The organism is Amycolatopsis aidingensis (assembly GCF_018885265.1).
Classification (GTDB): domain Bacteria; phylum Actinomycetota; class Actinomycetes; order Mycobacteriales; family Pseudonocardiaceae; genus Amycolatopsis; species Amycolatopsis aidingensis.
In genome coordinates, this window is record NZ_CP076538.1 from 1,541,069 (window position 1) to 1,566,992 (window position 25,924).

The window sequence follows — 25,924 nt, forward strand, 5'->3', positions numbered from 1 at the left end:
CCATTTCAGAAGGGTGGTTTGTCGTCCTCTGGGGTGAGGGGTTCGTGGAGGGGTTCGCGGGGGCTTTGGTGGATGTCTCCGTGGGGTGTGGTGATGGTGGGTATGCCGTCGATGACTTCGTATTTCCATCCCGGCAGGTCTTTGAGGTGGTGGTCGCGTTCGCAGTACCCGACCAGTTCTTCTTCCCGGGTGGTGCCGCCCTTGGCCCAGTCGGTGGTGTGGTCGTTCTGGCACTGCTGGGAGGGCCGGTGGCACCCGATGCCCTGACATTCCCGGTCTCGTACCCGCACGAACTCATCCAGCGCCGCCGGGGGCCGGTACCGCGTACGCCCCAGATCGGTGGGATGCCCGGTGGCCGGGTCGGTCAACAACCGTCGCCACACACTGTCGGGGTGGGTGGCCAGCTCCCGCGCCAACGACGCCGGGATATGCCCATGCCCGGCCACATATCCCGGCTGCTCGTCCAGCCCCAGCAGGGAGCTGGCGGCGAAGTACAGGTACACCTCCGTCCGCGGCGCCCGGGTGGCGCCGTCCTCCCGGAGGGCCAAATCGGCGAACACATCCGCCCGCAACTGCTCCAACGTGCGACTGTCCCCTTCCTTCCGCATCCGTCGGGCGGCCCGGTCACACCGCGCGTAGATCGCCGTGGCCACCTCGGTGGCCAGATCGGCCGTGAGGCTGGACACCCCATCCTCCTGATGGATGAGTTCTAGGGATCGTTGTGCCCGCCGCGCTTTGGTGCGCTGCGCCGCTCCGTCGGGGTCGACCGCGAGTACCTGGTAGCGCACCGACCGCCGCAGGCTGGTGCGGTCTTTGCGTTCCAGTTTGTCGCCCATCCGCTTATCCACCTCGCGGGCTTGTTGGTCGGTGAGGACCGCGGTGGGTTCGACCACCGCTTTCACCTTCTCCTGGTCAATCCGGCCCTCGCGGAAGGCGGCGAGGGTGTTCGGTAGCCGGGTGAGGTGCTGTCCCAGTGCCAGGGCTTCCTCCACCCGGTGCCGGGTCCAGTAGAGGCGTCCGGCGATCTCGGTCACCAGCGAGACCCGTTCGTCCCCGTCGTGGGCGAGGTCGGCCACCAGCAGCACCCGCCGCGCTTCCAGCCGGGCGATGGCGCGTTCGTTGGCCTCCAATAGGTCGAGTGTGGTGAGTGCGTCTTCGGCGGGATCCGTGTGCGGATCAGAACTGTGTCTGTCCATACCCACAATTGTATCGACGGGACCGACGAAAATTCCCCGTGTGAATGTATACCCGCTGGTATTCACTCGAATGCGTGTTCGACATGGAGTGTGTATGTCGGGTCGGGGGACGGTGCTCGTTCCGTGGGGTGCTGGCGCTAGCAACCAGCCCTGCTAGTGGTGATGTGTGCAGCGCCAGTGCCCCGCGGCGCGCCGGAGGCGTGCTTGAAACCCAGCCACAACCACCCCTCACCACCCACGCGAACAGCAAACTCGCCAACGCGAACAGCAACGATGTACGGGAACGGCCAAAGCATGCGCGTGGGCAGCCAAAGCGTGCGCGGGAACGGCAAACACACGCGCGTGGGGAGCAAACACGCGGGTCAGCTGTCGGTTCGGTGTGGGCGCATCCAGCCGAAGGTGAGTTCGACGGCGCGCTGCCAGTTGGCGTACTCCTCGGTTCTGCGCCGCTCTTCCATCTGCGGGAGCCACTGGGCGGCCCGGTGCCAGTTGCGCCGCAGCCCTTCCAGGTCCGGCCAGTATCCGACGGCGAGCCCGGCGGCGTAGGCCGCGCCGAGCGAAACCGTCTCGGCGACCATCGGGCGCATCACCGGAACGGCGAGCACGTCGGCGAGGAACTGCATCAGCAGGTGGTCGGCCGTCATCCCGCCGTCCACCTTGAGTTCGGCCATGCTCAGCCCGGAGTCGGCGTTCATCGCGTCCACCACCTCGCGGGTCTGCCAGCCGGTGGCCTCCAGCACGGCGCGGGCAAGGTGGCCCTTGGTGATGTAGGAGGTGAGCCCGACGATGATGCCGCGAGCCTCACTGCGCCAGTGCGGGGCGAACAGGCCGGAGAAGGCGGGCACGATGTAGCAGCCACCGTTGTCCGTCACGGTACGCGCCAGCGTCTCGATCTCGGGGGCGCTGGTGATCAGGCCGAGCCCGTCCCGGAACCACTGCACCAGTGACCCGGTGATCGCGATCGAGCCCTCCAGGGCGTAACGGGCGGGCTCGTCCCCGATCCGGAAGGCGACCGTGGTGAGCAGGCCGTGGGTGGAGTGCACCGGCTCGGTTCCGGTGTTCATCAGCAGGAAGCTGCCGGTGCCGTAGGTGCACTTGGCCTCGCCCGCGGCGAAGCAGGTCTGCCCGAACAGGGCGGCATGCTGGTCGCCGAGGGTGGCGGCGATCCGGATACCGGGCACCACCCTGCGGGTCTGTCCGTAGACCTCGGTCGAGGAGCGGATCTCCGGGAGCATCCGGCGTGGAATGTCGAAAAAGGACAGTAGCTCCTCGTCCCAGTCCAGGGTGCCGAGGTTCATCAGCAGGGTGCGGCTGGCGTTGGTGACGTCGGTGACGTGCACGCCGCCGTCCGGCCCGCCGGTCAGGTTCCAGATCAGCCAGCTCTCCATGGTGCCGAACAGCACGTCCCCGCGCTCCGCCCGCTCGCGCAGCCCGGGAATCCGCTCCAGCAGCCAGCATACCCGCGGCGCGGAGAAGTACGTGGCCAGCGGAAGCCCGCAGCGTTCCCGCACCCGTTCCGAGCCGGGGGCCACGCCGAGCCGCTCGACCAGCTCGTCGGTGCGGGTGTCCTGCCATACGATCGCCCTGCTCACCGGGGCGCCGGTGTGCCGGTCCCAGAGTACGGTGGTCTCCCGCTGGTTGGTGATGCCCAGTGCGGCGACCTGGTTCGCCTCGATGCCGGCCTCGCGCAGTGCCTGCGGCACGATCCGGTCCACATTCCGCCAGATCTCCACGGCGTCGTGCTCCACCCAGCCCGGTTTCGGGAAGTGCTGGTGGTGCTCGCGCTGCGCCACGGAAACCAGCCTGGCGCGGTGATCGAACAGAATGCACCGGGTCGAGGTGGTGCCCTGGTCGATCGCCATCACGTACTTCTGTGCCATCAGCAGCCTCCGTTACCTGGCGGCCCCGAGATCGCGGGACACCGCGCGGGCGGCATCACGGACGTAACCGACCAAAGTGGAGCTCGGCCGGGACCGGGAGTCGCAGATCCGTTCCATGGCGCCGGATACGCCGATCGCGCCGACCACGAGGCCGCCATAGGAGCGGATCGGGGCGGCAATGCCGGCCTCGCCGGGCATCGACTCCTCGACCTCGGCAGCCCAGCCCGCGTCGCGCACCTCGGCCAGCACCCGGGTGAGTGCCTGCGGGCTGCCGATCGTGCGCCGGGTGAAGGACTCCAGCTCGCCGCGCTGCACCGTGGCGGCGAGGTCGGTGTCGTAGGCGAGCAGCACCTTGCCCAGCGCGGTGGCATGCAGCGGCAGCAGGGTGCCGACATCGAGGGTTTGCAGGGTGTCGTCCGGGCGGAACACGTGGTGCACCACCAGCACGCTGCCCTCGGCCACCGCGCCGATACGCACGGCCTCCCCACTGCGCGAGGCGAGCGCGTCCGCCCAGTTGATTGCCCGGGACCTGAGCTCGTTGACGTCCAGGTAGCTGGTGCCCAGATGCAGCAGGGCCGCGCCGAGCTGGTACTTGCCGCTGGTGGCGTCCTGCTCGACGAAGCCGACCGCCTGCAGGGTGCGGAGGATGCCGTGCGCGGTCCCCTTCGCCAGCTCCAGCGAACTGGCGATCTCGCCGACGCCGAGGCGCCCCGAGCCACGGGCGAGCAGCCGCAGGATCGCGGCCGCGCGCTCGATGGATTGGACCGGACCAGGCACGCGCTCGAACCTATCGCGTCGACGTGGGTTCGACAATGTCGAACGCGCGGTGGCCTGCGAACGTGTTCATCCGGGCAGGTCATGAGCTGGGTCACAGTCGCGGCAGAGTAATCGGGCGAACCGGATCAAACCAGGCCCCAGCGTTCGACATTGTCGAATCCGGTTCGTTGACCCCTCGGAAACCCGTACTTAATGTCCAGCGCGACCCCGCGGGTTGTTCCGAACAGACGTCAACGCTGCCGCCGCTTCGGCGTGCAGCCCGCTTTTTCCGGAGGAGACATGGTCGAACGGCTCAAGGCCCGTGGGCTCGTCGGCGAGATGGCCGCCGAGTTTGCAGGCACGTTCATCCTCATCATGTTCGGCTGCGGGGTCGTGGCCCAGGTCGCCGCGGCCGGGATCGGTGACCACGACAGCATCGCCTGGGCCTGGGGGCTCGGCGTGATCCTCGGGGTCTACGTGGCCTCCAGGGTCAGCGGCGGGCACATCAACCCCGCGGTGACCGTGGCACTGGCGGTGTTCCGCGACTTCCCGTGGCGCAAGGTCGGCCCGTACGCGCTGGCGCAGACCGCTGGCGCCTTCGTGGCCGCGTTGCTGGTGCGCTGGAACTACTCCGAGGTGCTGGCCAGTGTGGACCCCGGGCACACCATCGAGACCCAGGGCGTGTTCTCCACCCTGCCGGGCAACGGGGTGCTGCCGATCAGCGACCTCGGCGCCTTCCGGGACCAGATCATCGGCACCGCGATCCTGCTGTTCCTGGTGGTGGCCATCACCGACCTGCGCAACCTCGCGCCGCCGCCCTTCCTCGCCCCGGTGGTGGTCGGCTTCGTGGTGGTCGGCATCGGCATGGCCTGGGGCAGCGCCGCCGGTTACGCGATCAACCCCGCCCGCGACTTCGGGCCCCGGCTGGCCTCCTATCTCACCGGATACGGCACGGCCTGGCTCGACCAGCACGGCCATCCCTACTTCTGGGTGCCGATAGCCGGGCCACTCATCGGCGGCATCATCGGCGTCGGGGCCTACCGCCTGCTCATCGCGCGCTTCCTGCCGCCGCCCGAACCGCCGCTCGAACCCGCCCCCGTCCCGGCCGCCGCGGCCCGCAACGCCTGAGGAGCAAGCCATGAGTGACTACATCGGCAGCATCGACCAGGGCACCACCAGCACCCGGTTCATGGTGTTCGACCGCGGCGGCAACGAGATCGCCCGGCACCAGCTCGAGCACGAGCAGATCTTCCCGCAGGCGGGCTGGGTTGAGCACAACCCGACGGAGATCTGGGAACGCACCCGCGCGGTGATCGAGACCGCGATGAACAAGGCGAACCTGCGGGCGGGCGATCTGGCCGCACTGGGGGTGACCAACCAGCGGGAGACCACCGTGGTGTGGAACCGCCGGACCGGGCGGCCGTACCACAACGCCATCGTCTGGCAGGACACCCGCACCGACCGGATCGCGGCCGCGCTGGACCGGGACGGCCGCGGCGAGGTCATCCGGCGCAAGGCAGGCCTGCCCCCGGCGACCTACTTCTCGGCAGGCAAACTGCAGTGGATCCTGGAGAACGTGGCGGGGGTCCGGGAGGCGGCCGAGGCCGGGGACGCGGTTTTCGGCACCACGGACAGCTGGCTGCTGTGGAACCTCACCGGCGGGGTGGACGGCGGCGTGCACGTCACCGATGTCACCAACGCCAGCCGCACCATGCTGATGAACCTGGAGACCCTGGACTGGGACGAGGAACTGCTGTCCTTCTTCGGCATTCCGCGCCGGATGCTGCCCGCCATCATGCCCTCATCCCACCCCGAGCTGTACGGGACGACAAGGGCGGACGGCCCGCTGCGCGGTGCGGTCCCGCTCGCCGGTGACCTCGGCGACCAGCAGGCGGCCACCGTCGGGCAGCTGTGCTTCCGGCCGGGCGAGGCCAAGAACACCTACGGCACCGGGAACTTCCTGCTGCTGAACACCGGGCACGAGCTGGTGCGTTCCCAGCACGGCCTGCTCACCACGGTCTGCTACCAGTTCGGCGCGGAGAAGCCGGCGTACGCACTGGAAGGTTCCATCGCGGTCACCGGTTCGGCCGTGCAGTGGCTGCGCGACCAGCTCGGCATCATCGGCGGTGCGTCGCAGAGCGAGGCACTGGCCAGCCAGGTCGAGGACACCGGCGGGGTCTATTTCGTACCTGCCTTCTCCGGGCTGTTCGCGCCCTACTGGCGTTCCGACGCCCGCGGCGCGCTGCTCGGGCTTTCCCGGTACAGCACCAACGCCCATGTCGCGCGGGCCACCCTGGAGGCAATCTGCTACCAGACCAAGGACGTGGTGCAGGCGATGACCGCCGACTCCGGGGTGAGCCTTGACGTGTTGCGAGTGGACGGTGGGGTTACCGCGAACCAGCTGTGCATGCAACTACAGGCGGACATCCTCGGCGTGCCGGTCTCCCGCCCGGTGGTCGCCGAGACCACGGCGCTGGGTGCGGCCTACGCGGCCGGGCTTGCGGTCGGGTTCTGGCGCTCCACCGACGAGCTGGAGCAGAACTGGCAGGAGGACCGGCGCTGGTTGCCGAGCTGGGACGACCAGCAGCGGGACAAGGGTTACGCGGGCTGGCAGAAGGCGGTATCGCGAACCCTGGACTGGGTCGAGATCGAGGAATGAGTACGCGACTGCGGCTGGGCCGCGAACAGCACGGGAGGGCAATGATGGGGACCGCACGGCTCGGGCCGGAGTACCGGGAGGCCGCGCTGCACTCGGCCGGGGAGAGTGAGCTGGACGTCCTGGTCATCGGCGGGGGAGTGGTCGGAGCGGGCGCGGCGCTGGACGCGGCCTCCCGTGGGCTTTCCGTGGCGCTGGTGGAGGCGCGGGACTGGGCGGCTGGAACCTCCAGCCGGTCCAGCAAGCTGATCCACGGCGGGCTGCGCTACCTGGAGCAGCGGGACTTCTCGCTGGTGCGGGAGGCGCTCAAGGAGCGTGGCCTGCTGCTGCGCAGGCTCGCGCCGCATCTGGTCCGGCCGGTGCCCTTCCTGCTGCCGCTGCGCCACCGGGTGTGGGAGCGGGCCTATATCGGGGCCGGGGTGCTGCTGTACGACACCATGGGCGGTGCAAGGGCGCTGCCCATGCACCGGCACCTTTCCCGCGCCAAGGCGCTGGAACTGGCGCCCTCGCTGCGGCCGGATGCGCTCACCGGAGCCATCCGGTACTACGACGCGCAGGTGGACGACGCGCGGCACACCATGATGATCGCGCGTACCGCGGCCCAGCACGGCGCAAGCGTGCTCACCAGGGCGCGGGCCACCGGGCTGCTGCGCGAAGGGGACCGAGTGGCCGGCGCGACGGTACGGGACCTCGAGAACGGCAGGGAGATCACCGTCCGGGCCCGGCGGGTGATCAGCGCGACCGGGGTGTGGACCGATGAGCTGCACCAGGCCGCCGGGGCGAAGGCGCCGTTCTCGGTACGGATGTCCAAGGGAGTGCACCTGCTGGTGCCGCGGGCGCGGATCCGGTTGGACACCGGGCTGATCCTGCGTACCGAGAAGAGCGTGCTGTTCGTGATCCCGTGGGGACAGCACTGGATCATCGGCACCACCGACACCGAATGGCGGCTGGACAAGGCCCACCCCTCGGTCAGCAGGGCGGACCTTGACTACCTGCTGGAGCACGTGAACGCGGTACTGCGCACACCGCTGACGCACGAGGACATCGAGGGCGTGTACGCGGGCCTGCGCCCACTGCTGGCCGGGACCTCGGCGGAGACGGCGCAGCTGTCCCGTGAGCACGCGGTGGCCGAACCGGCGCCGGGGCTGTTCGTGGTTGCCGGTGGCAAGTACACCACCTACCGGGTGATGGCCAAGGACGTGGTGGACGCCGCGGTGCGCGGGTTCGGCGCGGCGGTGCCGCGCTCGCTCACCGACAGGTTGCCGCTGCTCGGGGCGGTCGGATACGCCGAGCTGTTGGCGCAGCGGGAGCAGGTCGCGGCGGACAGCGGGCTGCCGGTGCACCGGATCGAGCACCTGCTCGGCCGGTACGGATCGGCGGTCCGCGAGCTGCTGGAGCTGATCCGGCAGCGACCGGAGCTGGCCGAGCCGATCCCTGGCGGGCAGGAGTACCTCAAGGCCGAGGCGGTGTATGCGGTGACCCACGAGGGTGCCCTGCACCTCGAGGACCTGCTCACCCGGCGGATGCGGATCTCGGTGGAGGCCGCCGACCGCGGGCTGGCCGCCGCGCCGGAGGTGGCGCAGCTGGTGGCCCCGGTACTCGGCTGGTCGGCCGCCCGTACCCGGCGGGAGGTTGAGCACTACGCGGAGCGGGTCCGGGCGGAGCTCGCGGCCCAGGACGCCGAGGACGACCTGGCCGCGAACACCGCCCGGCTCACCGCGCCGGAGCCGGTGGAAACCTGAACCGGCTCAGCGAGGGTTATTCAGAACGACCCAGCGACCGCGGGCCGCCAGGCCCGTGCGAGCGGTCGTTGCAGGTCACCGCGCTGGCGAGGCGCGTTGCGGACCTGAATAACCCGACCGCGGAATAAGACTCAGCGCATGGCCGAGGCGAACCCCTCGGTCAGGCTCGGCGGCATCGGCAGGGCCGGCTCGGCCGACCGCGTCGCCGGGCCCTCCTGCGCAGGGCAGTGGGTGCCGTCCGGCGGGGTCTTGCCGGTCAGCAGGTACTCGTGCATGTACTCCCGGGAGCAGGAGTCCACGAAGTACATACCGTGGCCACCGCCGTCGTAGGTGAGCAGCGGCATGCCGCTCTGCTCGGCCACGGCCTGCGCCCAGGGGTACACCGTCGCCGGGTCGAACCGGGCGTTGGCGATCAGGATCGGCGGAACCTCCTCGCTGAGCTCCAGCTCGTGCGGCTGGTTGACCGGCTTGCGCGGCCAGCCGAGGCAGGCCACCGCCCAGTAGTCGTAGCTGCTGAACCGGACGTTGGGAGCCTCCTTGGCGAGCCTGCGGGTGAGGTACTCGGCCTCGGCGAAGGTGTGCACCCGGTAGTTCCAGTCGTTGCACCAGATCGGCTTGCTCGGATCGTTGCCGACCTCCTGGACGCTCGCGGTCCGCAGCTGGCGATCGGCCTGCTGCTCCAGCGCCAGCAGGTGGTCGGCGAGCTTCGGCCACTGCCTGCCGAGCACCAGGTTCTCCATGGACAGCGCAAGGCCGATCTCGTCCAGCTTGCGACCCGGTTCCTCCGGGTCGGTCAGCTCGCCCCGCTCCGCCCGCTCGTACAGCCGGTCGGTCAGTGCCTCGATGTCCCTGCCGTGCAGCGCGCACTCCTGCCGCTCGGCGCACCGCTCCACGAAGATGCCGAACATTTCCTCGCGTAGTCCGGTCTCGGTCCGCATGAAATCCCACGCGTTGTCGATGCTGTGGTCCATCGTGGAGTCGAGGATGAGCCTGCCGACTCTTTCCGGGAACATCTCGGCGTACTGCTGGCCGCGCAGCGTGCCGTAGGAGACTCCGTAGTAGTTCAGCTTGTCCTCGCCGAGGGCGGCGCGGATGGTGTCCAGGTCACGCACATCGCTGCGGGTGTCCACATGGTCATAGACCGGTCCGGTGCGCTTGCGGCAGTCCGCCATGTACGCCCGGTTCTTCCACAACTGCCGGCGGAACTCCCTGCGGGTGGTGGGCCAGTCGCGCACGAAGTTGTCGGTCTCGCAGCGGATCGGGCTGCTCTCCCCGATCCCGCGCGAGTCGTAGCTGACCACGTCGTAGTGCTGGTAGACGGGGTCCTGGAAGATCGGGTCGGACTTCAGGTCGGCGACCCCGGAACCACCCGGCCCGCCGGGGCCGTAGACCAGGGTGCCCAGCTTGTCCCCGGCCTTGCTGCTGCCCTCCCGACGGACCAGGGAGAGCTCGATCCGTTCGCCGTCGGGTTCGGCCCAGTTCAACGGCACGGAGAGGGTGGCGCAGTCCAGCGCGGCATCGTCCGGACAGGGCTGCCAGTCGAGCCCGGCGGCCTGTGCCGGTGCCGGACTCGCGATCAGGAGCGGTGCCGCGACCAGTGCCGCGGCCGCGATGGAAAGGAATGGATGACGCATCGGCGCCTTTCGGTCAAGATCAACACGACGGTCCGAAGCTACCGATGCGCACGGAAAGATGGCCACCGACGAAGGTCGCGCCGCGACCCCGAAATATCCCCTAGAAGTCCTGGGCGGTTTCTCCGGGTGACCCGCTCCGGACCCGGCGCAGGTGCACCCTGCGGGAGAGCCGCAGGACCGGCCGGATCATCAGTTCGATACTGCCGATGAGGAAGAACCAGGTTCCGGCCGTGGTCAGGCTTTCGTAGAAAAAGAAAACACTGCCCAGCACGAACCAGAACGCGATGAGGATGTCGTTGACGATGCTGGCCACCTCGTAGCGCTGGCGGATGACCAGTTCCTCGTGGCCGAAGGACAGCAGCAGCGGTGGCGGGTCGGCGGACTCGGGCATGGTCGCACCCTCGCAGCGGGCCCGGGCGGGCGCAATCGGAGGCCACCTATGTGGCCGAGCACTACAGCCGCGGGGGCAGTCATGGGCTCCCGGCACATGGTGCCGATGGGTGCTCGCCGTCACAGTATGTCCGATGAACCCGACGAATCCGGCCGCGACGCCGCTGCGTGGCCGCACCGCCCTGGTCACCGGGGGTGGAGCGGGCATCGGCCGAGCCTGCGTCCGCGCGCTCGCCGAGTCCGGCTCGAGTGTGCACGTGGTGGACCGCGACGCCAAGGCTGCCAAGGCCGCAGCCGAGGAGGCCGGCGGCACGGCCCACGTGCTCGACCTCGCCGACCCGGCGGCGGTGCACGAGCTGCCGTCCGAGGTGGACGTGCTGGTGAACAACGCCGGCCTGCAGCACATCGCGCCGGTGCAGGACTTCCCGCCGGAGCGGTTCACCCAGCTGCAGCAGGTGATGGTGACCGCCCCGTTCCTGCTCGCCCGGCACTGCCTGCCGCATATGTACGCCCATGGCTGGGGGCGCATCGTGCATATCTCCAGCGTGCACGGCCTGCGCGCCAGCCAGGGCAAGGCCGCCTACGTCGCGGCCAAGCACGGGCTGGAGGGCCTGAGCAAGGTGCTCGCGCTCGAGGGCGCTCCCTATGGCGTCACCAGCAACTGCGTCGCCCCCGGCTACGTGCGCACCGCACTGGTCGAGGACCAGATCGGCAGCCAGGCGGCCGCGCACGGCATCGAACCCGGTCAGGTCGTGGACGAGGTGCTGCTGCACCGCACCGCGATCAAGCGGCTGCTCGAACCCGAGGAGGTGGCCGCGGCCGTGCGCTGGCTGTGCGGTCCGGAAACCGGCTACCTCAGCGGCTCCTCGCTCACCCTGGACGGAGCCTGGACGGCTTCCTGAGTCCTGCCTTTCCTGCCCAACTCCTACCGCGGATCGGTGATCGTCAATGACAGCGAGCCAGGCACCCCAGCAGAAGTCGATCATCCGGGTGGTGACCGCCAGCATGATCGGCACCACCGTCGAGTGGTACGACTTCTTCCTCTACGGCTCAGCCGCCGCCCTGGTGTTCAACAAGCTGTTCTTCCCTTCGGCGGATCCGCTCACCGGAACCCTGCTCGCCTTCGCCAGCTTCGCCATCGGCTTCGTCGCGCGGCCGCTCGGCGGCCTGGTGTTCGGCCACTTCGGCGACCGGGTCGGCCGGAAGAAGCTGCTGGTGGTCAGCCTGCTGATGATGGGCGGTGCGACGGTGGCCATGGGCCTGCTGCCCACCTACGCCGGTATCGGCGTGGCCGCGCCCCTGCTGCTGACCCTGTTGCGGCTGGTACAGGGCTTCGCACTGGGCGGCGAATGGGGCGGCGCCGTGCTGATCGTGTCCGAACACGGTGACGAGCGCCGCCGCGGCTTCTGGGCCTCCTGGCCCCAGGCCGGGGCCCCGGCGGGAACCTGCTGGCCACGGCAGTGCTCGCGGTACTGGCCGCGGTGCAGTCCGAGGCCGACTTCCTGGCCTGGGGCTGGCGCATCCCGTTCCTGCTGTCCGGCGTGCTGGTGCTGATCGGGCTGTGGATCCGGATCAGCGTCGCCGAGACCCCGGTCTTCCAGGAGGCCGCGGCGGCCGCCGCGCGCCGGGCGCAGCCGGAACGGGCGCCGATCATCGACGTGCTCCGCACCCAGTGGCGCCAGGTGCTGATCGCGATGGGTGCCCGGATGGGCGAGAACATCTCCTACTACGTGATCACCTCGTTCATCCTGGTCTACGTCACGCAGGCCCTGGAACTGCCGAAGTCGACGGCGCTGAACGCCGTGCTGATCGGTTCGATGGTGCAGTTCCTGGCGATCCCGGTATGGGGCGCGCTGTCCGACCGGCTCGGCCGCCGCCCGGTGTACCTGGTCGGGGCCATCGGGATGGCGGGCTGGGTGTTCGCCTTCTTCCCCCTGCTGGACACCGCCTCCGGGTTCGCCATCACCGCGGCCACCACGGTGGCGCTGGTGCTGCATGCGGCGATGTACGGCCCGCAGGCAGCCTTCTTCGCCGAGCTCTTCGGCACCAGGGTCCGCTACTCCGGCACCTCCATCGGGTACCAGCTCGCCTCGATCCTCGCCGGCGGGCTCGCCCCGCTGATCGCCACCGCCTTGCTGGACGCGTTCGGCTCAGCGGTCCCTGTCTCCGGTTATGTCGCGTTCGGGGCGCTGCTGAGCGTGCTGGCCGTGCTCGCGGCGAAGGAGACAAGGGGTGACTCGCTCGCCGAGCGTGCACGCCGGGAAGGCGATGGTGCGCCCGTGCCACGATGACCCGGTGACCAGCGACCCGGTGACCAGCACGGTGACGGTGTTGCGCGAGCTGCTCGACCTGCTCGACCAGGCGGCCCCGGTCGAGCGGATCGCGCAGGTCGCGGCCGCCGCGGGCGCCGATGCCGAGGTCGAGCACGCGGCCGAGGCGGCACTGCGGGTACGCCGCAGGCTGTCCGAGCACTCGCGGCGGGAGGCCGAGCTGACCGCGCTGTTCGACACCGCGAGCGACCTGGCCCTGCTGCGGGACACCGATGCCGTGTTGCGCTCGATCGTGCACCGCGCGCGCAGCCTGCTGCTGACCGACACCGCGTACCTCACCCTGAACGACCCGGAGGCCGGGCAGACCTACATGCGGGTCACCGAGGGCTCCACCTCGGCGCTGTTCCAGCGGCTCACGCTGAACCTCGGGGAGGGCCTCGGCGGGCTGGTCGCGCAGACCGCCCTGCCCTACGCCACCGCCAACTACGGCACCGACCGGCGATTCGAGCACACCCCGGCGATCGACGCCGGGGTCGCCGACGAGGGCCTGGTGGCGATCCTCGGCGTGCCCCTGCTACTGGGCAGCACCGTGATCGGGGTGCTGTACGCGGCGAACCGCTCGGCGCGCGAGTTCTCCGCCGCGGAGGTGTCCCTGCTGACCTCGCTGGCCAACCACGCGGCGATCGCGCTGGACACCGCGCGGCTGCTGGAGGAATCCCGCACCGCGCTGGCCGAGCTGAATGCGGCCAACGAGGTCATCCGGGCGCACAGCGACGCGATGGCACGGGCCCAGGACGCCCACGACCGGCTGTCCGACCTGGTGCTGCGCGGTGGCGATACGGCGCAGGTCGCCGCCGCACTCGGCAGCGTGCTCGGCGCGCGGGGCATCGTGGTGCACGACGCCGCGGGCAGCGAGCTCGCCGTCGCGGGTCACGGTCCGCGGGAGCTGCCAGCCGGGCTGGTCGAGCGGTCCAGGACCGCGGGCCGCGCGATCCAGGACGGCGGCACCTGGGTATGCGCGATCCTCGCCGGGCCCGAGCTGCTCGGCAGCATCACCCTGACCGCGGACACCGAGCTGACCGAGGCCGACCGCAGGCTGTTCGAGCGGGCCAGTGTGGTCACCGCCCTGCTGTTGCTGCTGCGCCGCTCGGTGGCGGAAACCGAGGACCGGCTGCGCGGCGAGCTGATCACGGACCTGCTCACCGCGCCGGAGCGCGATCCGGACGGCCTGCTGGAACGCGGCAGGCGGCTGGGCATCGACCTGCGTGATCCGCATCTGGTCGCGGTGGCGCACGCCGGGGACGTCAGCAGGCGGCGGCTCACCGCGGCCGTGCCCTGGCTGCCCCCGGCCAGGATGGTGGGCGCCCATGCCGACACGGTGGTGCTGCTGGCGCAGGGCGAGGACCCCGCGGTCTTGGGCGAACGGCTGGCGGGGGAGCTGAGTACGGCGGTCGGCCGCCCGGTGACCGTTGGCGCGGCCGGTCCCGCCGCCGGTCCCGCCGGGCTGGTCGACGCGCATGCCGAGGCCCGCCGCTGCCTGCATGCCCTGCTGGCGCTCGGCCGTGGCGGAACGGGCACCGCGATGAGCGGCCTCGGTTTCGTCGGAGCGCTGCTCGGTGACCGCGCCGACATCCACGGCTACGTGCGCGCGACGCTCGGCCCGGTGCTCGACTACGACCGCAGGCGCGGTACCGAGCTGATGCGCACCCTGAACACGTACTTCGCCTGCGGCGGCAGCCTGACCAGGGCCAAGGACGAGCTGCACGTGCATGTGAACACGGTGGCGCAGCGGCTGGAGCGGATCGCAGGGCTGCTCGGGACGGACTGGCAGGAACCCGAGCGTGCCCTGGAGATCCAGCTCGCGCTGCGGCTGCATGCCGTCTCCGGGCCGGGGTAGCGGTCAGCTGCGAGCCCTGGCCCGGCTGCGGGTCCAGGGCCAGGTCATCAGCGCCCACACCACCAGTACGAGCACGATCTCCGGAATCAGGTACCAGGGCCAGGGGCCCAGCAGGTCCAGCATGGAACTGCGCTCCGGCTTCTCGTTGAGAAAGCCGTAGTTGGTGTCGAGGACGGCGTTCAGCCCCATGGTGGCCCCGGCCCAGCAGAGGGTCACCGCGACGGTACTGCGGAAGACCGTCCAATCCGGCCTGATTCGCAGCCCCCAGGTGAGATAGATCGCCACCCACACCACGAACAGGTGCATAGCCCAGAAAATCAGAAAACCCGTGCTGGGGAAGTCCGCGCCGCGGTAGAACGGGGTGAGCAGGGCCTGCGGGCTCAGCGCGATTCCCCAGTAATAGGTGAGGGCGCAGGCCCAGCGACGCTGGGACCACAAAGCGTATGCCGCGACGACACCGACCAGATCGGACAAATGCAGTGGCAGTCGATTCTCGATGTGCGTGGCCGTGAACGTCAGATAGGCCTGCCCTGCCACCTGGGTCGTGAGCATGACCAGCCCGAGCACCCGGCCGGACCACCACACCGCTCCGGCTCGCCCGTATCGGCGACCCAGCCAGACCAGCGCGGTCGCGACCACGGCGAACACCATGAGCGTGACCACGTGGGAGACGCCGAACACGGTGAACTCGTCCCTGCCCGGCATCGGCTCCACGCCGGCCAGGCTAGGCCGAAAAATGCTGAAAGGTCAACAAAAAGGTACTCCAAAGAGTCTCGTCACGGGGCCGGAATCGGGCCGCCATCCGATTGCCGGTGCTTCGACCATCCAGCTCATTGTTCGTAATGCGATCACGCCTAGGATGAAATAGAGGCATTGATCGAAAGGGGAATCATGCGAAGATATCTGACCTTGCTGATCGTTTCTTTCTTCGCGCTGGCCGGGCTCGTCGCGGCTCCGTCCGCCGGGGCCGGGACTCCGGCGGCCGTCCCGGTGAAGACCGCATCCCACGACGCGCTCACCGGGCTGCTGCCGGAGGGCAGCGAACCACGGGCAGGCACCCAGACCTGGTACGGCTGGGAATCGCTCGGCGGCTCGCTACGGTCCGCGCCCGCGGTCTCCTCCTGGTCGGCGGGCAGGCTGGACGTGTTCGCCGTGGGGCCGGACAACGCCCTGTGGCACAAGTGGTACCAGAACGGCTGGTCCGGCTGGGAGTCGCTGGGCGGGTACCTCACCTCGGCCCCGGCCGCGGTGTCGTGGAGTAATGGCCGGATCGACGTGTTCGCCCGTGGTGGGGACAACGCGTTGTGGCACAAGTGGTATCAGGGTGGTTGGTCCGGTTGGGAGTCCCTCGGTGGGTACCTCACCTCCGCCCCCGCGGTGTCCTCCTGGGCGCCGGGCAGGCTGGACGTGTTCGGCCGTGGCGGCGACGGCGCGCTGTGGCACAAGTGGTACCAGAACGGCTGGTCCGGCTGGGAATCCCTCGGCGGTTACCTGACGTCGTATCCGGCGGCGGTCTCCTGGAGTAGTGGCCGGATCGACGTGTTCGCCCGCGGTGGGAACGATGCGTTGTGGCACAAGTGGTATCAGGGTGGTTGGTCCGGTTGGGAGTCGCTTGGTGGCGTGCTGACCTCCGGGCCGGGGGTCTCCTCCTGGGCGCCAGGACGGTTGGACGTGTTCGTCCGCGGTACGGACAACGCCCTGTGGCACAAGTGGTATCAGGGTGGTTGGTCCGGTTGGGAGTCGCTTGGTGGCGTGCTGACCACCGGGCCGGGAGCCGTCTCCTGGGGCTACAACCGCATTGACGTCTTCGCCCTCGGCACCGACCTCGCACTCTGGCACCGCTGGTGGACCTGACCAGTTTCGTCAGTTGCCGGCTTGGCCGTTGGGCCGTCTGCCCATGCCATCCGGTGGGCCGCCGGCCGGGCGGGGCTCGGAAACGGTGAGCGCGGTCGCGGTGTCGCCATCGACCTCCGCCACCACCGTCCGCTCGTCCCCCGCCTCCGGCCGCTCACCGCTGACGGCCGTGTCGCCGTCCAGCAGGTAGCTCTGGGTGTAGCCGTCCTCGCTGGTCATCGTGATCGAGTCGGTGTCGATCGCGGTGACCTCCCCGGTCTGCATCCGCTGCGTGGAGTACCCGCCGTTCCCGTCGGAGGCCACGAAGTCGCCGTGCAGCGCCTGGAACGTACGAATCATCCCGCCCGGCGGTCCGGCGAACCGGCCACCCTGCATCCCGCCGCGTCCGTCGGTGCCCGCCGCGCTGGTGCCCGCGTACACCGCCACGCCACCGGCGGCGGCGATGCCCACCGCCACGGCGGCCGCGATCGCGGTCTTGCGGCCGGACCACCGGCGGGCGGGCGGCTGCTGGTCACCCCACGCGGGCGCGGGGGCCTGCTCCGGCGACGGGGTCTGCTCGTTGCTCATCGGTCTGATCCTTCCCTCGGTCGTGGACCGGCACCGGTGAGCATCCGCCGCGCGGCTGTGTACCGGCTGTGTGCCAGGTGGGCGCGCCCTGTGGGCCCCGGTAAAGCGTTCGGGCTCGCACAGCTCGCGCACAGGAAAACCACAGCCCCGGCTCAACCTCCCGCGCCAGAGTAGGCTTCGTGACCAGCATGAACACCGACCCGAACCGGGTCGAGCTGCGCAGGCCGGACGGCAGCCCGGTGCGGGTACTCGTGGTGGACGACGAGGCCAGCCTCGCCGAGCTCATGTCGATGGCGCTACGGATGGAGGGCTGGGAGCTGCGCACCGCGCCGGACGGCGCGACAGCGGTCCGCCTGGCCAGGGAGTTCCGGCCGGATGCCGTGGTGCTGGACATCATGCTGCCGGACTTCAGCGGTCTCGAGGCGCTACGCCGGATGCGTGCGGAGAACCCGCACCTGCCGGTGCTGCTGCTCACCGCGAAGGACGCGGTCGAGGACCGGATCGCCGGGCTGACCGCCGGTGGCGACGACTATGTCACCAAGCCGTTCAGCCTGGAGGAGGTGACCCTGCGGCTGCGCGCGCTGCTGCGCAGGGCAAGGGTGGTCGCCGCCTCCGAGGGCTCCCTGCTGGTGGTCGGCGACCTCACCCTGGACGAGGACAGCCGCGAAGTGCACCGCGGTGGGGAACCGGTCTCGCTCACCGCCACCGAGTTCGAGCTGTTGCGCTACCTGATGCGCAACGCCAGGCGGGTGCTGAGCAAGGCGCAGATACTCGATCGGGTCTGGAGCTACGACTTCGGCGGGCAGGCCAACATCGTCGAGCTATACGTTTCCTACCTGCGCAAGAAGATCGACGCCGACCGGGAGCCGATGATCCACACCATGCGGGGCGCCGGGTATGTCCTCAAACCGCCGCGGTGAACGTGCCCGGCGGCCGTGGTCGCTGCGCGGGCGGCTACTCGTCCAGGTGCTCGGCCTGCTGGCGCTGGTGAGCCTCGTGGTCGGGGTGGTCACCGAGTTCGCGCTGCGGGACTTCCTGCTGGACCAGCTCGACTCCCAGCTGGCGGCCGCCAGCGACCGCGGCCCCGGCGGCCCGGACCGGCTACCGCCGCCGCCCGGCCTCGGTTTCTACCTGCGGGTCCCTGGCCAGCCGGTGGGTACGGTCGCCGCGCGGCTGCTGCCCGGCGGGCTGAGTGAAGCGGCCCGGCTCGCCCCGGACACCTCGATCGACCCGCTGGAGCGGGAGCAGCGGGAGCCGCTGGAGCGCCTGCCCGCCGACGGCCGCCCGCGCACGGTGACCCTCGGCGACCTCGGTGACTACCGGGCGGTCGCGACCGGGACGCCGGAGGGCAGGCGGGTCACCGCCCTTCCCCTTGCCGGGCTGCACGACACCCTGTGGCGGCTGGGGTTCGTGCTCGGCGGGGTCGCGGTGACCGCGTTGCTGGCCGCGGGGGCGATCGCGGCGCTGACCGTGCGGCGGACACTGCGGCCGCTGGACCGGCTGGCCACCACCGCGGGCAAGGTCGCGGAGATCCCGCTGGACCGGGGTGAGGTCGCGCTCTCGGTCCGGGTGCCGGAGGCCGATACCGACACCCGTACCGAGGTCGGCAAGGTGGGTGCCGCGCTGAACCGGATGCTGGAACATGTGGCCGCCGCCCTGGCCGCCCGCCAGCGCAGCGAGAGCCGGGTGCGGCAGTTCGTCGCCGACGCCAGCCACGAGCTGCGCACCCCGTTGGCCTCGATCCGCGGCTATGCCGAGCTGAGCAGGCGGCACGGGGAGGCGGTGCCGCCGGACGTGCGGTACGCCCTTGCCAGGGTGGAGGCCGAGTCCGGCCGGATGACCAGCCTGGTCGAGGAACTGCTGCTGCTGGCCAGGCTGGACTCCGGGCGCCCGGTAGCGCGCGAGCCGGTGGACCTGTCCCGGCTGGTCGCCGACGCGGTGGCCGACGCGCATGTCGCGGGCCCCGAGCACCGCTGGCTGCTCACCGCCCCGCCGGAACCGGTGACCGTGCTCGGCGACGCCAGCCAGCTACACCAGGTGGTGCTCAACCTGCTGAACAACGCCCGCACGCACACCCCGGCTGGAACCACCGTGCGCACCATCCTGGCCGCGGCCAAGGGCGAGGTACGACTCGCCGTCGCCGACGACGGCCCCGGCATCCCGGCCGAGATCCGGCCCGAGGTGTTCGAGCGGTTCTCCCGCGGGGACACCTCTCGCTCCCGGGAGGCAGGCAGCACCGGCCTCGGCCTCGCCATCGTGGCCGCGGTGGTCGCCGCGCACCACGGTCAGGTCCGGCTGGACACCCATCCCGGCCGGACCGAGTTCACCGTCATCCTGCCCGCGCACAGCTCGCGCACAGGCAGTCCCCAGTAGGGGCACAGCGCGCGCACCGAGAGTGGACGCATGACCATGTCCACATCGGACGCGCGCGCCGTACGGTGGATGCGCCCGGCTGTCGCCACCCTGCTCCTGGCCACCGCCGTGCTCTACCTGTGGGGCCTCGGCGAGTCCGGCTGGGCCAATGCCTACTACTCCGCGGCGGCGCAGGCCGGCGGGCAGAGCTGGACGGCATGGTTCTTCGGCGCCACCGACCCGGCAGGCGGGATCACCGTGGACAAGGCCCCGGCCGCGCTCTGGGTGACCGGGCTGTCGGTGCGGCTGTTCGGGCTCAGTTCGTGGAGCATCCTGGTGCCGCAGGCGTTGTGCGGGGTGGCCGCGGTGGGGCTGACCTACGCCACGGTACGCCGTTGCTCGGGTCCGGTCGCCGGGTTGCTCGCCGGTGCGGTGCTCGCGCTGACCCCGGTGGCGGTGCTGATGTTCCGGTTCAACAACCCGGACGCGCTGCTGGTGCTGTTGCTGGTCGCCGCGGCCTATGCCCTGGTGCGGGCACTGGAACGGGGCGGCACGGGCTGGCTGCTGCTGGCCGGCACCCTGCTCGGGTTCGGTTTCCTGGCAAAGATGTTGCAGGCGCTGCTGGTGGTGCCCGCCTTCGTGCTGGTGTATCTGCTGGCGGCGCCGGTGCGGCCGGGGCGCAGGCTGGGCCAGGTGCTCGTCGCCGCGGTCGCGATGGTGGTCGCGGCGGGCTGGTGGGTGCTGGTGGTGCGGCTGTGGCCCGCCGGCCAGCGGCCCTATATCGGCGGTTCGCAGACCAACAGCGTGCTGGAACTGACCCTTGGCTACAACGGTTTCGGCAGGCTCACCGGGGAAGAGGTCGGCAGCGTCGGCGGCGGGCGTGGCTGGGGCGACCCCGGCTGGACCAGGCTGCTCGGTGCTGGGCTTGCCGACCAGGCATCCTGGCTGCTGCCGGCCGCCGTAGTCTTCCTCGGCTTCGGGCTGTGGCTGACCAGGCGGGCCCCGCGCACCGACCGCACCAGGGCCGCCTTCCTGCTCTGGGGTGGATGGCTGCTGGTGACAGCGGCCGTGTTCAGCTATATGGACGGCATCTTCCACTCCTACTACACCGTGGCGCTGGCCCCCGCGATCGCCGCCCTGGTGGGCAGCGGGGCGGTGCTGGCCTGGCGCTGGCGCTTCCAGTTCGGCGGACCGGTGCTGGCCGCCACCGCGGGAGTGACCGGGATCTGGGGGTTTCTGCTGTTGCGCGGCAGTGGCGGTGAGTGGTCCGTGCTGCCCGCGGTGGTGCTGTTCGCCGGGCTGCTCGCGGCCGCGCTGCTGTTCCTGGTCGGTGGCCTGCCCCGGCGGGTCGCCGCCGCGGCCGTGGGTCTCGGCCTGGTTGCGGCGCTGGCGGGTCCGGCAGCGTACTCGGTGGCCACCGCCGCCACCCCGCACAGCGGTGCCCTGCCCGCGGCCGGACCGGGCACGACACGGTTCGGCGGCCCTCCCGGCGGCGGAGGAATGGGCGGGCTCCTTGGCGCGCCCGAGCCGGGCGCCGAACTGGCGGCGTTGCTCGCCGAGGATGCCGGGGACTACACCTGGGCCGCCGCTGCCGTCGGGTCCAACAACGCGGCCGGGTACCAGCTCGCCGCCCGGGTTCCGGTGCTCGCCGTCGGCGGGTTCAACGGTACCGACCCCGCCCCGACCCTCGCGCGGTTCCAGCAATACGTCCGAACCGGACAGATCCACTTCTTCCTCGGTGGTCCGGGAATGCGCGGGGACAGTGGTAGCGACGAGTCGATAAGGATCGCCGCATGGGTAGCCGAGAACTTCACCGAGGCCACTGTGGACGGAGTGACCGTCTACGACCTGACCGCGTGACGACCGGGCTCACAGCGGACGCACAGCCACGCCACAAGGTGGGCACAACGGTACGGCGGAAGGTGGGGGCATGACTTCGACGACAGCGGAACCGGCCACGGGCCCGGTGGACGGTGGCACCAGGGCACCCGTGCTCGACCTGGTGATTCCGGTATACAACGAGGAAACCGATCTCGAGGAGTGCGTTCGCAGGTTGCATGCCCACCTGCGGGAGTCCTTCCCGTTCCGGTGCCGGATCACCATCGCCGACAACGCCAGCACCGACGGCACCCTGGCCATTGCCCGGCGGCTGGCAGGGGAACTGCCGGAAGTTCGGGTGACGCATCTGCCGGAGAAGGGCCGCGGCCGGGCGCTGCGCGCGGTGTGGTCGGCATCGGACGCCACCGTGCTGGCCTATCTGGACGTGGACCTCTCCACCGATCTCGCCGCGTTGTTCCCGCTGGTGGCGCCGCTCATTTCCGGGCACTCCGACCTCGCCATCGGCAGCAGGCTGGCGCGCGGGGCCAGGGTCACCCGCGGCGCCAAGCGGGAGGTCATCTCACGCTGCTACAACCTGCTGCTGCGCGGCACCCTGTCCGCCCGCTTCTCGGACGCGCAGTGCGGGTTCAAGGCCATCCGGGCGGATGTGGCCGCGCGGCTGCTGCCGCTGGTCGAGGACACCGGCTGGTTCTTCGACACCGAACTGCTGGTGCTCGCCCAGCGGGCCGGGCTGCGTATCCACGAGGTACCGGTGGACTGGGTGGACGATCCGGACAGCCGGGTGGACATCCTGGCCACCGCCATGGCCGACCTGCGCGGTATCGCCAGGCTCGGCCGGGCGACGCTCACCGGTTCGCTGCCGATCGCCGCGCTGCGCGCCCAGCTTGGCCGGGATCCCGCGCCCGCGGAGGCACCCGGGGTGCCGCCGCGGCTGGCCCGGCAGGTGATGCGGTTCGCCGCGGTCGGCCTCACCAGCACCCTGGCCTACCTGGCGATCTTCACCCTGTTCCGGGGCGGGCTCGGGGCACAGGCGGCGAACCTGGTCGCCCTGCTGCTCACCGCGGTCGGGAACACCGCGGCCAACCGCCGGTTCACCTTCGGCGTGCGCGGGCGGGCCGCGGCTGGCAGGCACCAGTTCGAGGGCCTGGTGGTGTTCGGGCTGGGCCTGGTCCTCACCAGCGGCGCGCTGGCGCTGCTGCACGCCTTCACCTCGGCGGGCCGGGGCACCGAGCTGGCCGTGCTGGTACTGGCCAACCTGGCCGCCACCGTCCTGCGTTTCCTGCTGCTGCGCAACTGGGTCTTCCACCCCGACCGCACGGAGAACCGCCGATGACCGCGACCGCACTCGCGCCAACCGCCCGGCCGCAGGCCACCGCCGGGGGTACCGCCAGGCCGCGCTGGCAGCGGCCCGCCCTGCTGGTGCTGCTGGCCGGTACCGCCGTGCTCTACCTGTGGAAGCTCGGGGCATCCGGCTGGGCCAACGACTACTACGCGATGGCCGTGCAGGGCGGAACCAAGGACTGGACCGCCTGGTTCTTCGGTTCGCTTGACCCCGGCAACGTGATCACCGTGGACAAGCCGCCCGCCGCGCTGTGGCTGATGGGGCTGTCCGGGCGGCTGTTCGGGTTCTCCAGCTGGAGCATGCTGGTGCCGCAGGCGTTGTGCGGGGTGGCCGCGGTGGGGCTGACCTACGCCGCGGTCCGCCGCTGGTCCGGTCCGGTCGCCGGGCTGCTCGCCGGTGCCGCGCTGGCCCTCACCCCGGCGGCGGCGCTGATGTTCCGGTTCAACAACCCGGACGCACTGCTGACGCTGCTGCTGGTGGCCGGGGCCTACTGCGTGCTGCGGGCCACCGAGCGGGCGTCCCTGCGCTGGCTGCTGCTGGCCGGGACCGCGATCGGGTTCGCCTTCCTCACCAAGATGCTGCAGGGGTTCCTGGTGCTGCCCGCGTTCGCGCTGGTGTACCTGGTGGCCGCGCCGAGCACTCTGGGCCGCAGACTGGCGCAGCTGCTCGGCGCCGCGGGTGCCGTGGTGGTGGCCGCGGGGTGGTGGATCGCCGCCGTGGCGCTGTGGCCGGCCGCAAGCAGGCCCTACATCGGTGGCTCGGAGACCGACAGCGCGCTGGAACTGGCCCTTGGCTACAACGGGCTCGGCCGCATCCTCGGCACCAACGGCAATATGGCAGGCGGCGGGCCGGGCGGAATGAGCACCGCCTTCGGTGGCGAGCCCGGTTTCGGCAGGCTGTTCGGCGACAGCATGGGGGTAGAGGTCTCCTGGCTGCTGCCCGCGGCCCTGCTCGCCCTTGGCGCGGGTCTGTGGTTCACCCGGCGTGCACCCCGCACCGACCGCACCAGGGCGGCGTTGCTGCTGTGGGGCGGCTGGCTGCTGGTGACCGGCGGGGTGTTCAGCTTTATGAGCGGGACGCTGCATCCGTACTACACCGTGGCGCTCGCCCCGGCCGTCGGCGCGCTGGCCGCGATCGGCGGCCGGGAACTGTGGCGGGGCAGGCACAACTTCGCCGCCTTGCTGTTGCTCACCCTGATGGTGGCGGTGAGCGGGCTCTGGGGCTACCTGCTGCTGGCCCGGTACGACCTCGGCCCGGTCGCGGTGCGGGTGCTGGTACTTGTGCTGACCGGGCTGGCCGTGGCCGGGTTGCTACTCGGGGTGGACCGGTTACGCAGGCTGGGTACCGCGCTGGTCGCGGTGTGCGCGCTCGCCGCCCTGCTCGGGCCCGCTACGGTCGCCGTGGCGGATGTTTCGGTGCCACACCACGGTTCCATCCCGCAGTCCGGTGGCTCGGCGGACGGTACGCCGGGCGGGTCGACGGCGGCCGATACCGCACTGCTCGACCTGCTGGCGGCCACCGGCACCCGATGGGCCGCGGCCACCGACGGCGCCCGGCAGGGCGCGAGCCTCGCGCTGGGCAGCGGCACCGCGGTGATCGCGATCGGCGGGTTCACCGGGGCCGATCCGGCGCCGACGCTGGCGGAGTTCCAGCGCTATGTCGCGGACGGCCAGGTGCGCTACTACATCGGCGAGGGCACCGGCGGATTCACCCGCGGTTCCGGCGAGATAGGGGAGTGGGTGCGGAACAACTACACCGCGGTCACCGTGGGTGGCAGCACGGTGTACGACCTCACCCTCCCCGCGGGCTGACCGGCGAGCTTTTGTACGGATCGTGTATCCGGTTGCCGCACACTCCGCCATGCACTCCAACCCCGAACACGTTGAAGGGAAACCGACATGGCGCGGAACTCGATACCGAGCAGGCGAAGACTGGCTTGCGCCGTGGCCGCGGCGCTTTCCGTACCGCTGGCCGCCGGGCTGGCCGCGATCCCCGCCCAGGCGGCGCCGGCGCAGGGCACGGGCGCCTGGAACATTGATCTGTCCGTTGTGGATGGAGACGACGTCAACGTGCGGTTCGCGGGGGGCAATCTTACACTGCGTGATCGGGGTGCACGGGGCGCTTCCGTGCGGGCCACCGGCGGCCAGGGCTACCTGCTGCTGCCCGAGCGCAGGCTGGGGCGCTCGGTGAACCGGATCGCCGCGGAGACCAGCGCGACCCTCCCGGAGGGCACCGCGGTGGAGGTGGACGTCCGGGGTACGCGGGATGGCGAGTCGTGGACCGAGTGGACCCCGGCCACCGGCGGGGCGGCCGTACTGGACCGGCAGGTGTCCACCGTGCAGGTGCGGGTCGGGCTGGCCGGAACCGGGACCGCGAGCCCCGCGGTGTCCGCGGTGCGGCTGAGCGGGGACACCGTGCCGCAGGCCAGGGCCGGCGCCGCGGCGGCGCCGAAGACCTACCGGGTGTTCGCCACCAGGGAGGGCCTGGTCGGCGGGACGACCGCGAACGGGCACGTGATCAAGCGCAGGGATCACTTCGTCGCGCTGCCCTCCCGGCGCGGGCTGGCACCGAAGAACGCCGGGGACTACACCGTGCGGGTGTGCCGCACCGACAACAGCCGGTGCGAGTACGCGCCGGTATGGGACGTCGGCCCGTGGAACACCAAGGACGACTACTGGAACCCCTCCTCGCAGCGGCAGATGTGGCAGGACCTGCCGCGGGGTAAGCCGGAGGCGCAGGCCGCCTACCAGGACGGGTACAACGGCGGTAAGGACCAGTTCGGCAGGCGGGTGGCCAACCCGGCTGGCATCGACCTCGCGGACGGCACCTTCTGGGACGGGCTGAAGATGTCCGACAACGGCTGGGTGAACGTCAGCTACCTGTGGACCGGATCAGGGAAGACCGGTGAGGTCGTCACCGCTGGCGACCCGCTGAACGTGCGCGCGGGTGCCAGCACCAGCACCGCCATAAAGGGTTTCGCGGCGAAGCACGCCGAGGTGATCCTGGAGTGCTATGTGGAGGGTGAGACGGTCAGTGGCCACTTCGGAACCAGCAACATCTGGAACCGGATCGGCCCAGGGCATTACGTTTCCGACACATACCTGCTGACCGGTTCGGATGAGCCGGTCGTCGACAGGTGCTGACCACCCGTATCCAGTCGTACGCCGCCGCCGCGACTCCCGCGGCGGCGGCGCGAGCACCCCGGGGACCCGCGGGCGCACGCCATCGAACCGAGATCGCCGAACGGCCAGGGGCACGGTGGTTCGGAACCGGAGCGGTGATATCCGTGCCGCCGTGGACTCCTGTACCTACGCGGCCGATCTCGCCGATCGGCTGCCGGCAGGCCCGGCCGGGCCTGCTGCGTTATGCGGCGAACCAGTTCGCCGAGCACGCCCCCAACACCTGGGCCTGCCTCGATGGCGGCAACGCCAGCTGGATTCCGGCGTGGACCATGGCGCCCCGCCTCGACCAGGCCGGAGTGCGCGGCGCGATGCGCCTGATCGACGGCCGCTGACCGGGATAGCGGGTGTGCGCGGCCGTCTGCGCACA

Annotated in this window: 20 protein-coding genes and 1 pseudogene; 14 read left to right on the forward strand and 7 right to left on the reverse strand. The window is 70.8% G+C overall.

Annotated elements, in window-relative coordinates:
- Nucleotides 1–5: 5 nt before the first annotated feature.
- From KOI47_RS07435 to KOI47_RS07445, 3 genes are all read right to left on the reverse strand, one after another.
- Entirely contained in the window at nucleotides 6–1,196 is a 1,191-nt protein-coding gene (locus tag KOI47_RS07435; RefSeq protein WP_216215182.1) for a DUF222 domain-containing protein, read from the reverse strand.
- Nucleotides 1,197–1,558: 362 nt separating this feature from the next.
- Nucleotides 1,559–3,076: a glycerol kinase GlpK gene (gene glpK / locus KOI47_RS07440; RefSeq protein ID WP_216215184.1), complete on the reverse strand. Its 1,518-nt coding sequence runs from the start codon at nucleotides 3,074–3,076 to the stop codon at nucleotides 1,559–1,561.
- 12 nt (nucleotides 3,077–3,088) lie between these two features.
- On the reverse strand, nucleotides 3,089–3,853 hold the full coding sequence (locus KOI47_RS07445) for an IclR family transcriptional regulator (protein WP_216215185.1): 765 nt from the start codon (nucleotides 3,851–3,853) through the stop codon (nucleotides 3,089–3,091).
- Between the two features lie 279 nt (nucleotides 3,854–4,132).
- On the opposite strand from KOI47_RS07445, the gene KOI47_RS07450 reads away from it, so the two are divergent.
- From KOI47_RS07450 to KOI47_RS07460, 3 genes are read left to right on the forward strand one after another with little or no spacing between them, the layout of a single operon-like run.
- A complete protein-coding gene (locus KOI47_RS07450) occupies nucleotides 4,133–4,960 on the forward strand; it encodes an MIP/aquaporin family protein (protein ID WP_216215187.1) in 828 nt (275 codons plus the stop codon).
- Between the two features lie 10 nt (nucleotides 4,961–4,970).
- A complete protein-coding gene (gene glpK / locus KOI47_RS07455) occupies nucleotides 4,971–6,491 on the forward strand; it encodes a glycerol kinase GlpK (protein ID WP_216215189.1) in 1,521 nt (506 codons plus the stop codon).
- A gap of 44 nt (nucleotides 6,492–6,535) precedes the next feature.
- A complete protein-coding gene (locus KOI47_RS07460; protein WP_216215191.1) occupies nucleotides 6,536–8,230 on the forward strand; it encodes a glycerol-3-phosphate dehydrogenase/oxidase in 1,695 nt (564 codons plus the stop codon).
- Nucleotides 8,231–8,361: 131 nt separating this feature from the next.
- Here the strand turns inward: KOI47_RS07460 and KOI47_RS07465 are convergent, their stop codons facing one another.
- Nucleotides 8,362–9,864 (reverse strand): alpha/beta hydrolase, encoded by a 1,503-nt coding sequence (locus tag KOI47_RS07465; protein ID WP_216215193.1) that lies wholly within the window; start codon nucleotides 9,862–9,864, stop codon nucleotides 8,362–8,364.
- A gap of 100 nt (nucleotides 9,865–9,964) precedes the next feature.
- Nucleotides 9,965–10,255 (reverse strand): YrhK family protein, encoded by a 291-nt coding sequence (locus KOI47_RS07470; protein ID WP_216215195.1) that lies wholly within the window; start codon nucleotides 10,253–10,255, stop codon nucleotides 9,965–9,967.
- 133 nt (nucleotides 10,256–10,388) lie between these two features.
- Here KOI47_RS07470 and KOI47_RS07475 point away from each other — a divergent pair, with 133 nt between their 5' ends.
- From KOI47_RS07475 to KOI47_RS07485, 3 genes and pseudogenes are all read left to right on the forward strand, one after another.
- Nucleotides 10,389–11,156: a 3-hydroxybutyrate dehydrogenase gene (locus tag KOI47_RS07475; protein WP_216215197.1), complete on the forward strand. Its 768-nt coding sequence runs from the start codon at nucleotides 10,389–10,391 to the stop codon at nucleotides 11,154–11,156.
- Nucleotides 11,157–11,202: 46 nt separating this feature from the next.
- Nucleotides 11,203–12,545 (forward strand): annotated as a pseudogene (locus KOI47_RS07480) (MFS transporter).
- Nucleotides 12,523–14,421 (forward strand): helix-turn-helix domain-containing protein, encoded by a 1,899-nt coding sequence (locus KOI47_RS07485; protein WP_216217163.1) that lies wholly within the window; start codon nucleotides 12,523–12,525, stop codon nucleotides 14,419–14,421. Before KOI47_RS07480 ends, KOI47_RS07485 begins: the two are co-directional and overlap by 23 nt.
- 3 nt (nucleotides 14,422–14,424) lie before the next feature.
- Here KOI47_RS07485 and KOI47_RS07490 read toward each other — a convergent pair whose 3' ends face one another.
- Entirely contained in the window at nucleotides 14,425–15,126 is a 702-nt protein-coding gene (locus KOI47_RS07490; protein WP_216217164.1) for a YwaF family protein, read from the reverse strand.
- A gap of 186 nt (nucleotides 15,127–15,312) precedes the next feature.
- Between KOI47_RS07490 and KOI47_RS07495 the strand changes: the two genes are divergently transcribed.
- Complete coding sequence (locus KOI47_RS07495; RefSeq protein WP_216215199.1) at nucleotides 15,313–16,275, forward strand: carbohydrate-binding protein; 963 nt, start codon at nucleotides 15,313–15,315, stop codon at nucleotides 16,273–16,275.
- Between the two features lie 9 nt (nucleotides 16,276–16,284).
- Here KOI47_RS07495 and KOI47_RS07500 read toward each other — a convergent pair whose 3' ends face one another.
- Nucleotides 16,285–16,842: a hypothetical protein gene (locus KOI47_RS07500; RefSeq protein WP_216215201.1), complete on the reverse strand. Its 558-nt coding sequence runs from the start codon at nucleotides 16,840–16,842 to the stop codon at nucleotides 16,285–16,287.
- A 188-nt stretch (nucleotides 16,843–17,030) separates the two neighbouring features.
- On the opposite strand from KOI47_RS07500, the gene KOI47_RS07505 reads away from it, so the two are divergent.
- The 7 genes from KOI47_RS07505 to KOI47_RS07535 all read left to right on the forward strand — a co-directional run bounded on the left by KOI47_RS07505 (nucleotide 17,031) and on the right by KOI47_RS07535 (nucleotide 25,889).
- Entirely contained in the window at nucleotides 17,031–17,762 is a 732-nt protein-coding gene (locus KOI47_RS07505) for a response regulator transcription factor (RefSeq protein WP_269756714.1), read from the forward strand.
- Nucleotides 17,740–19,215 (forward strand): HAMP domain-containing sensor histidine kinase, encoded by a 1,476-nt coding sequence (locus KOI47_RS07510; RefSeq protein WP_216215202.1) that lies wholly within the window; start codon nucleotides 17,740–17,742, stop codon nucleotides 19,213–19,215. Before KOI47_RS07505 ends, KOI47_RS07510 begins: the two co-directional genes overlap by 23 nt.
- Nucleotides 19,216–19,245: 30 nt before the next feature.
- On the forward strand, nucleotides 19,246–21,054 hold the full coding sequence (locus tag KOI47_RS07515; protein ID WP_232376600.1) for an ArnT family glycosyltransferase: 1,809 nt from the start codon (nucleotides 19,246–19,248) through the stop codon (nucleotides 21,052–21,054).
- Between the two features lie 70 nt (nucleotides 21,055–21,124).
- A complete protein-coding gene (locus KOI47_RS07520; RefSeq protein WP_216215205.1) occupies nucleotides 21,125–22,366 on the forward strand; it encodes a bifunctional glycosyltransferase family 2/GtrA family protein in 1,242 nt (413 codons plus the stop codon).
- Nucleotides 22,363–24,186 carry a glycosyltransferase family 39 protein gene (locus KOI47_RS07525; RefSeq protein ID WP_216215207.1) on the forward strand — a complete coding sequence of 608 codons (1,824 nt, stop codon included), beginning with the start codon at nucleotides 22,363–22,365 and terminating at the stop codon, nucleotides 24,184–24,186. Before KOI47_RS07520 ends, KOI47_RS07525 begins: the two co-directional genes overlap by 4 nt.
- An 87-nt stretch (nucleotides 24,187–24,273) precedes the next feature.
- On the forward strand, nucleotides 24,274–25,518 hold the full coding sequence (locus tag KOI47_RS07530; RefSeq protein WP_216215208.1) for a hypothetical protein: 1,245 nt from the start codon (nucleotides 24,274–24,276) through the stop codon (nucleotides 25,516–25,518).
- Nucleotides 25,519–25,661: 143 nt separating this feature from the next.
- On the forward strand, nucleotides 25,662–25,889 hold the full coding sequence (locus tag KOI47_RS07535) for a hypothetical protein (RefSeq protein ID WP_216217773.1): 228 nt from the start codon (nucleotides 25,662–25,664) through the stop codon (nucleotides 25,887–25,889).
- Nucleotides 25,890–25,924: the final 35 nt, after the last annotated feature.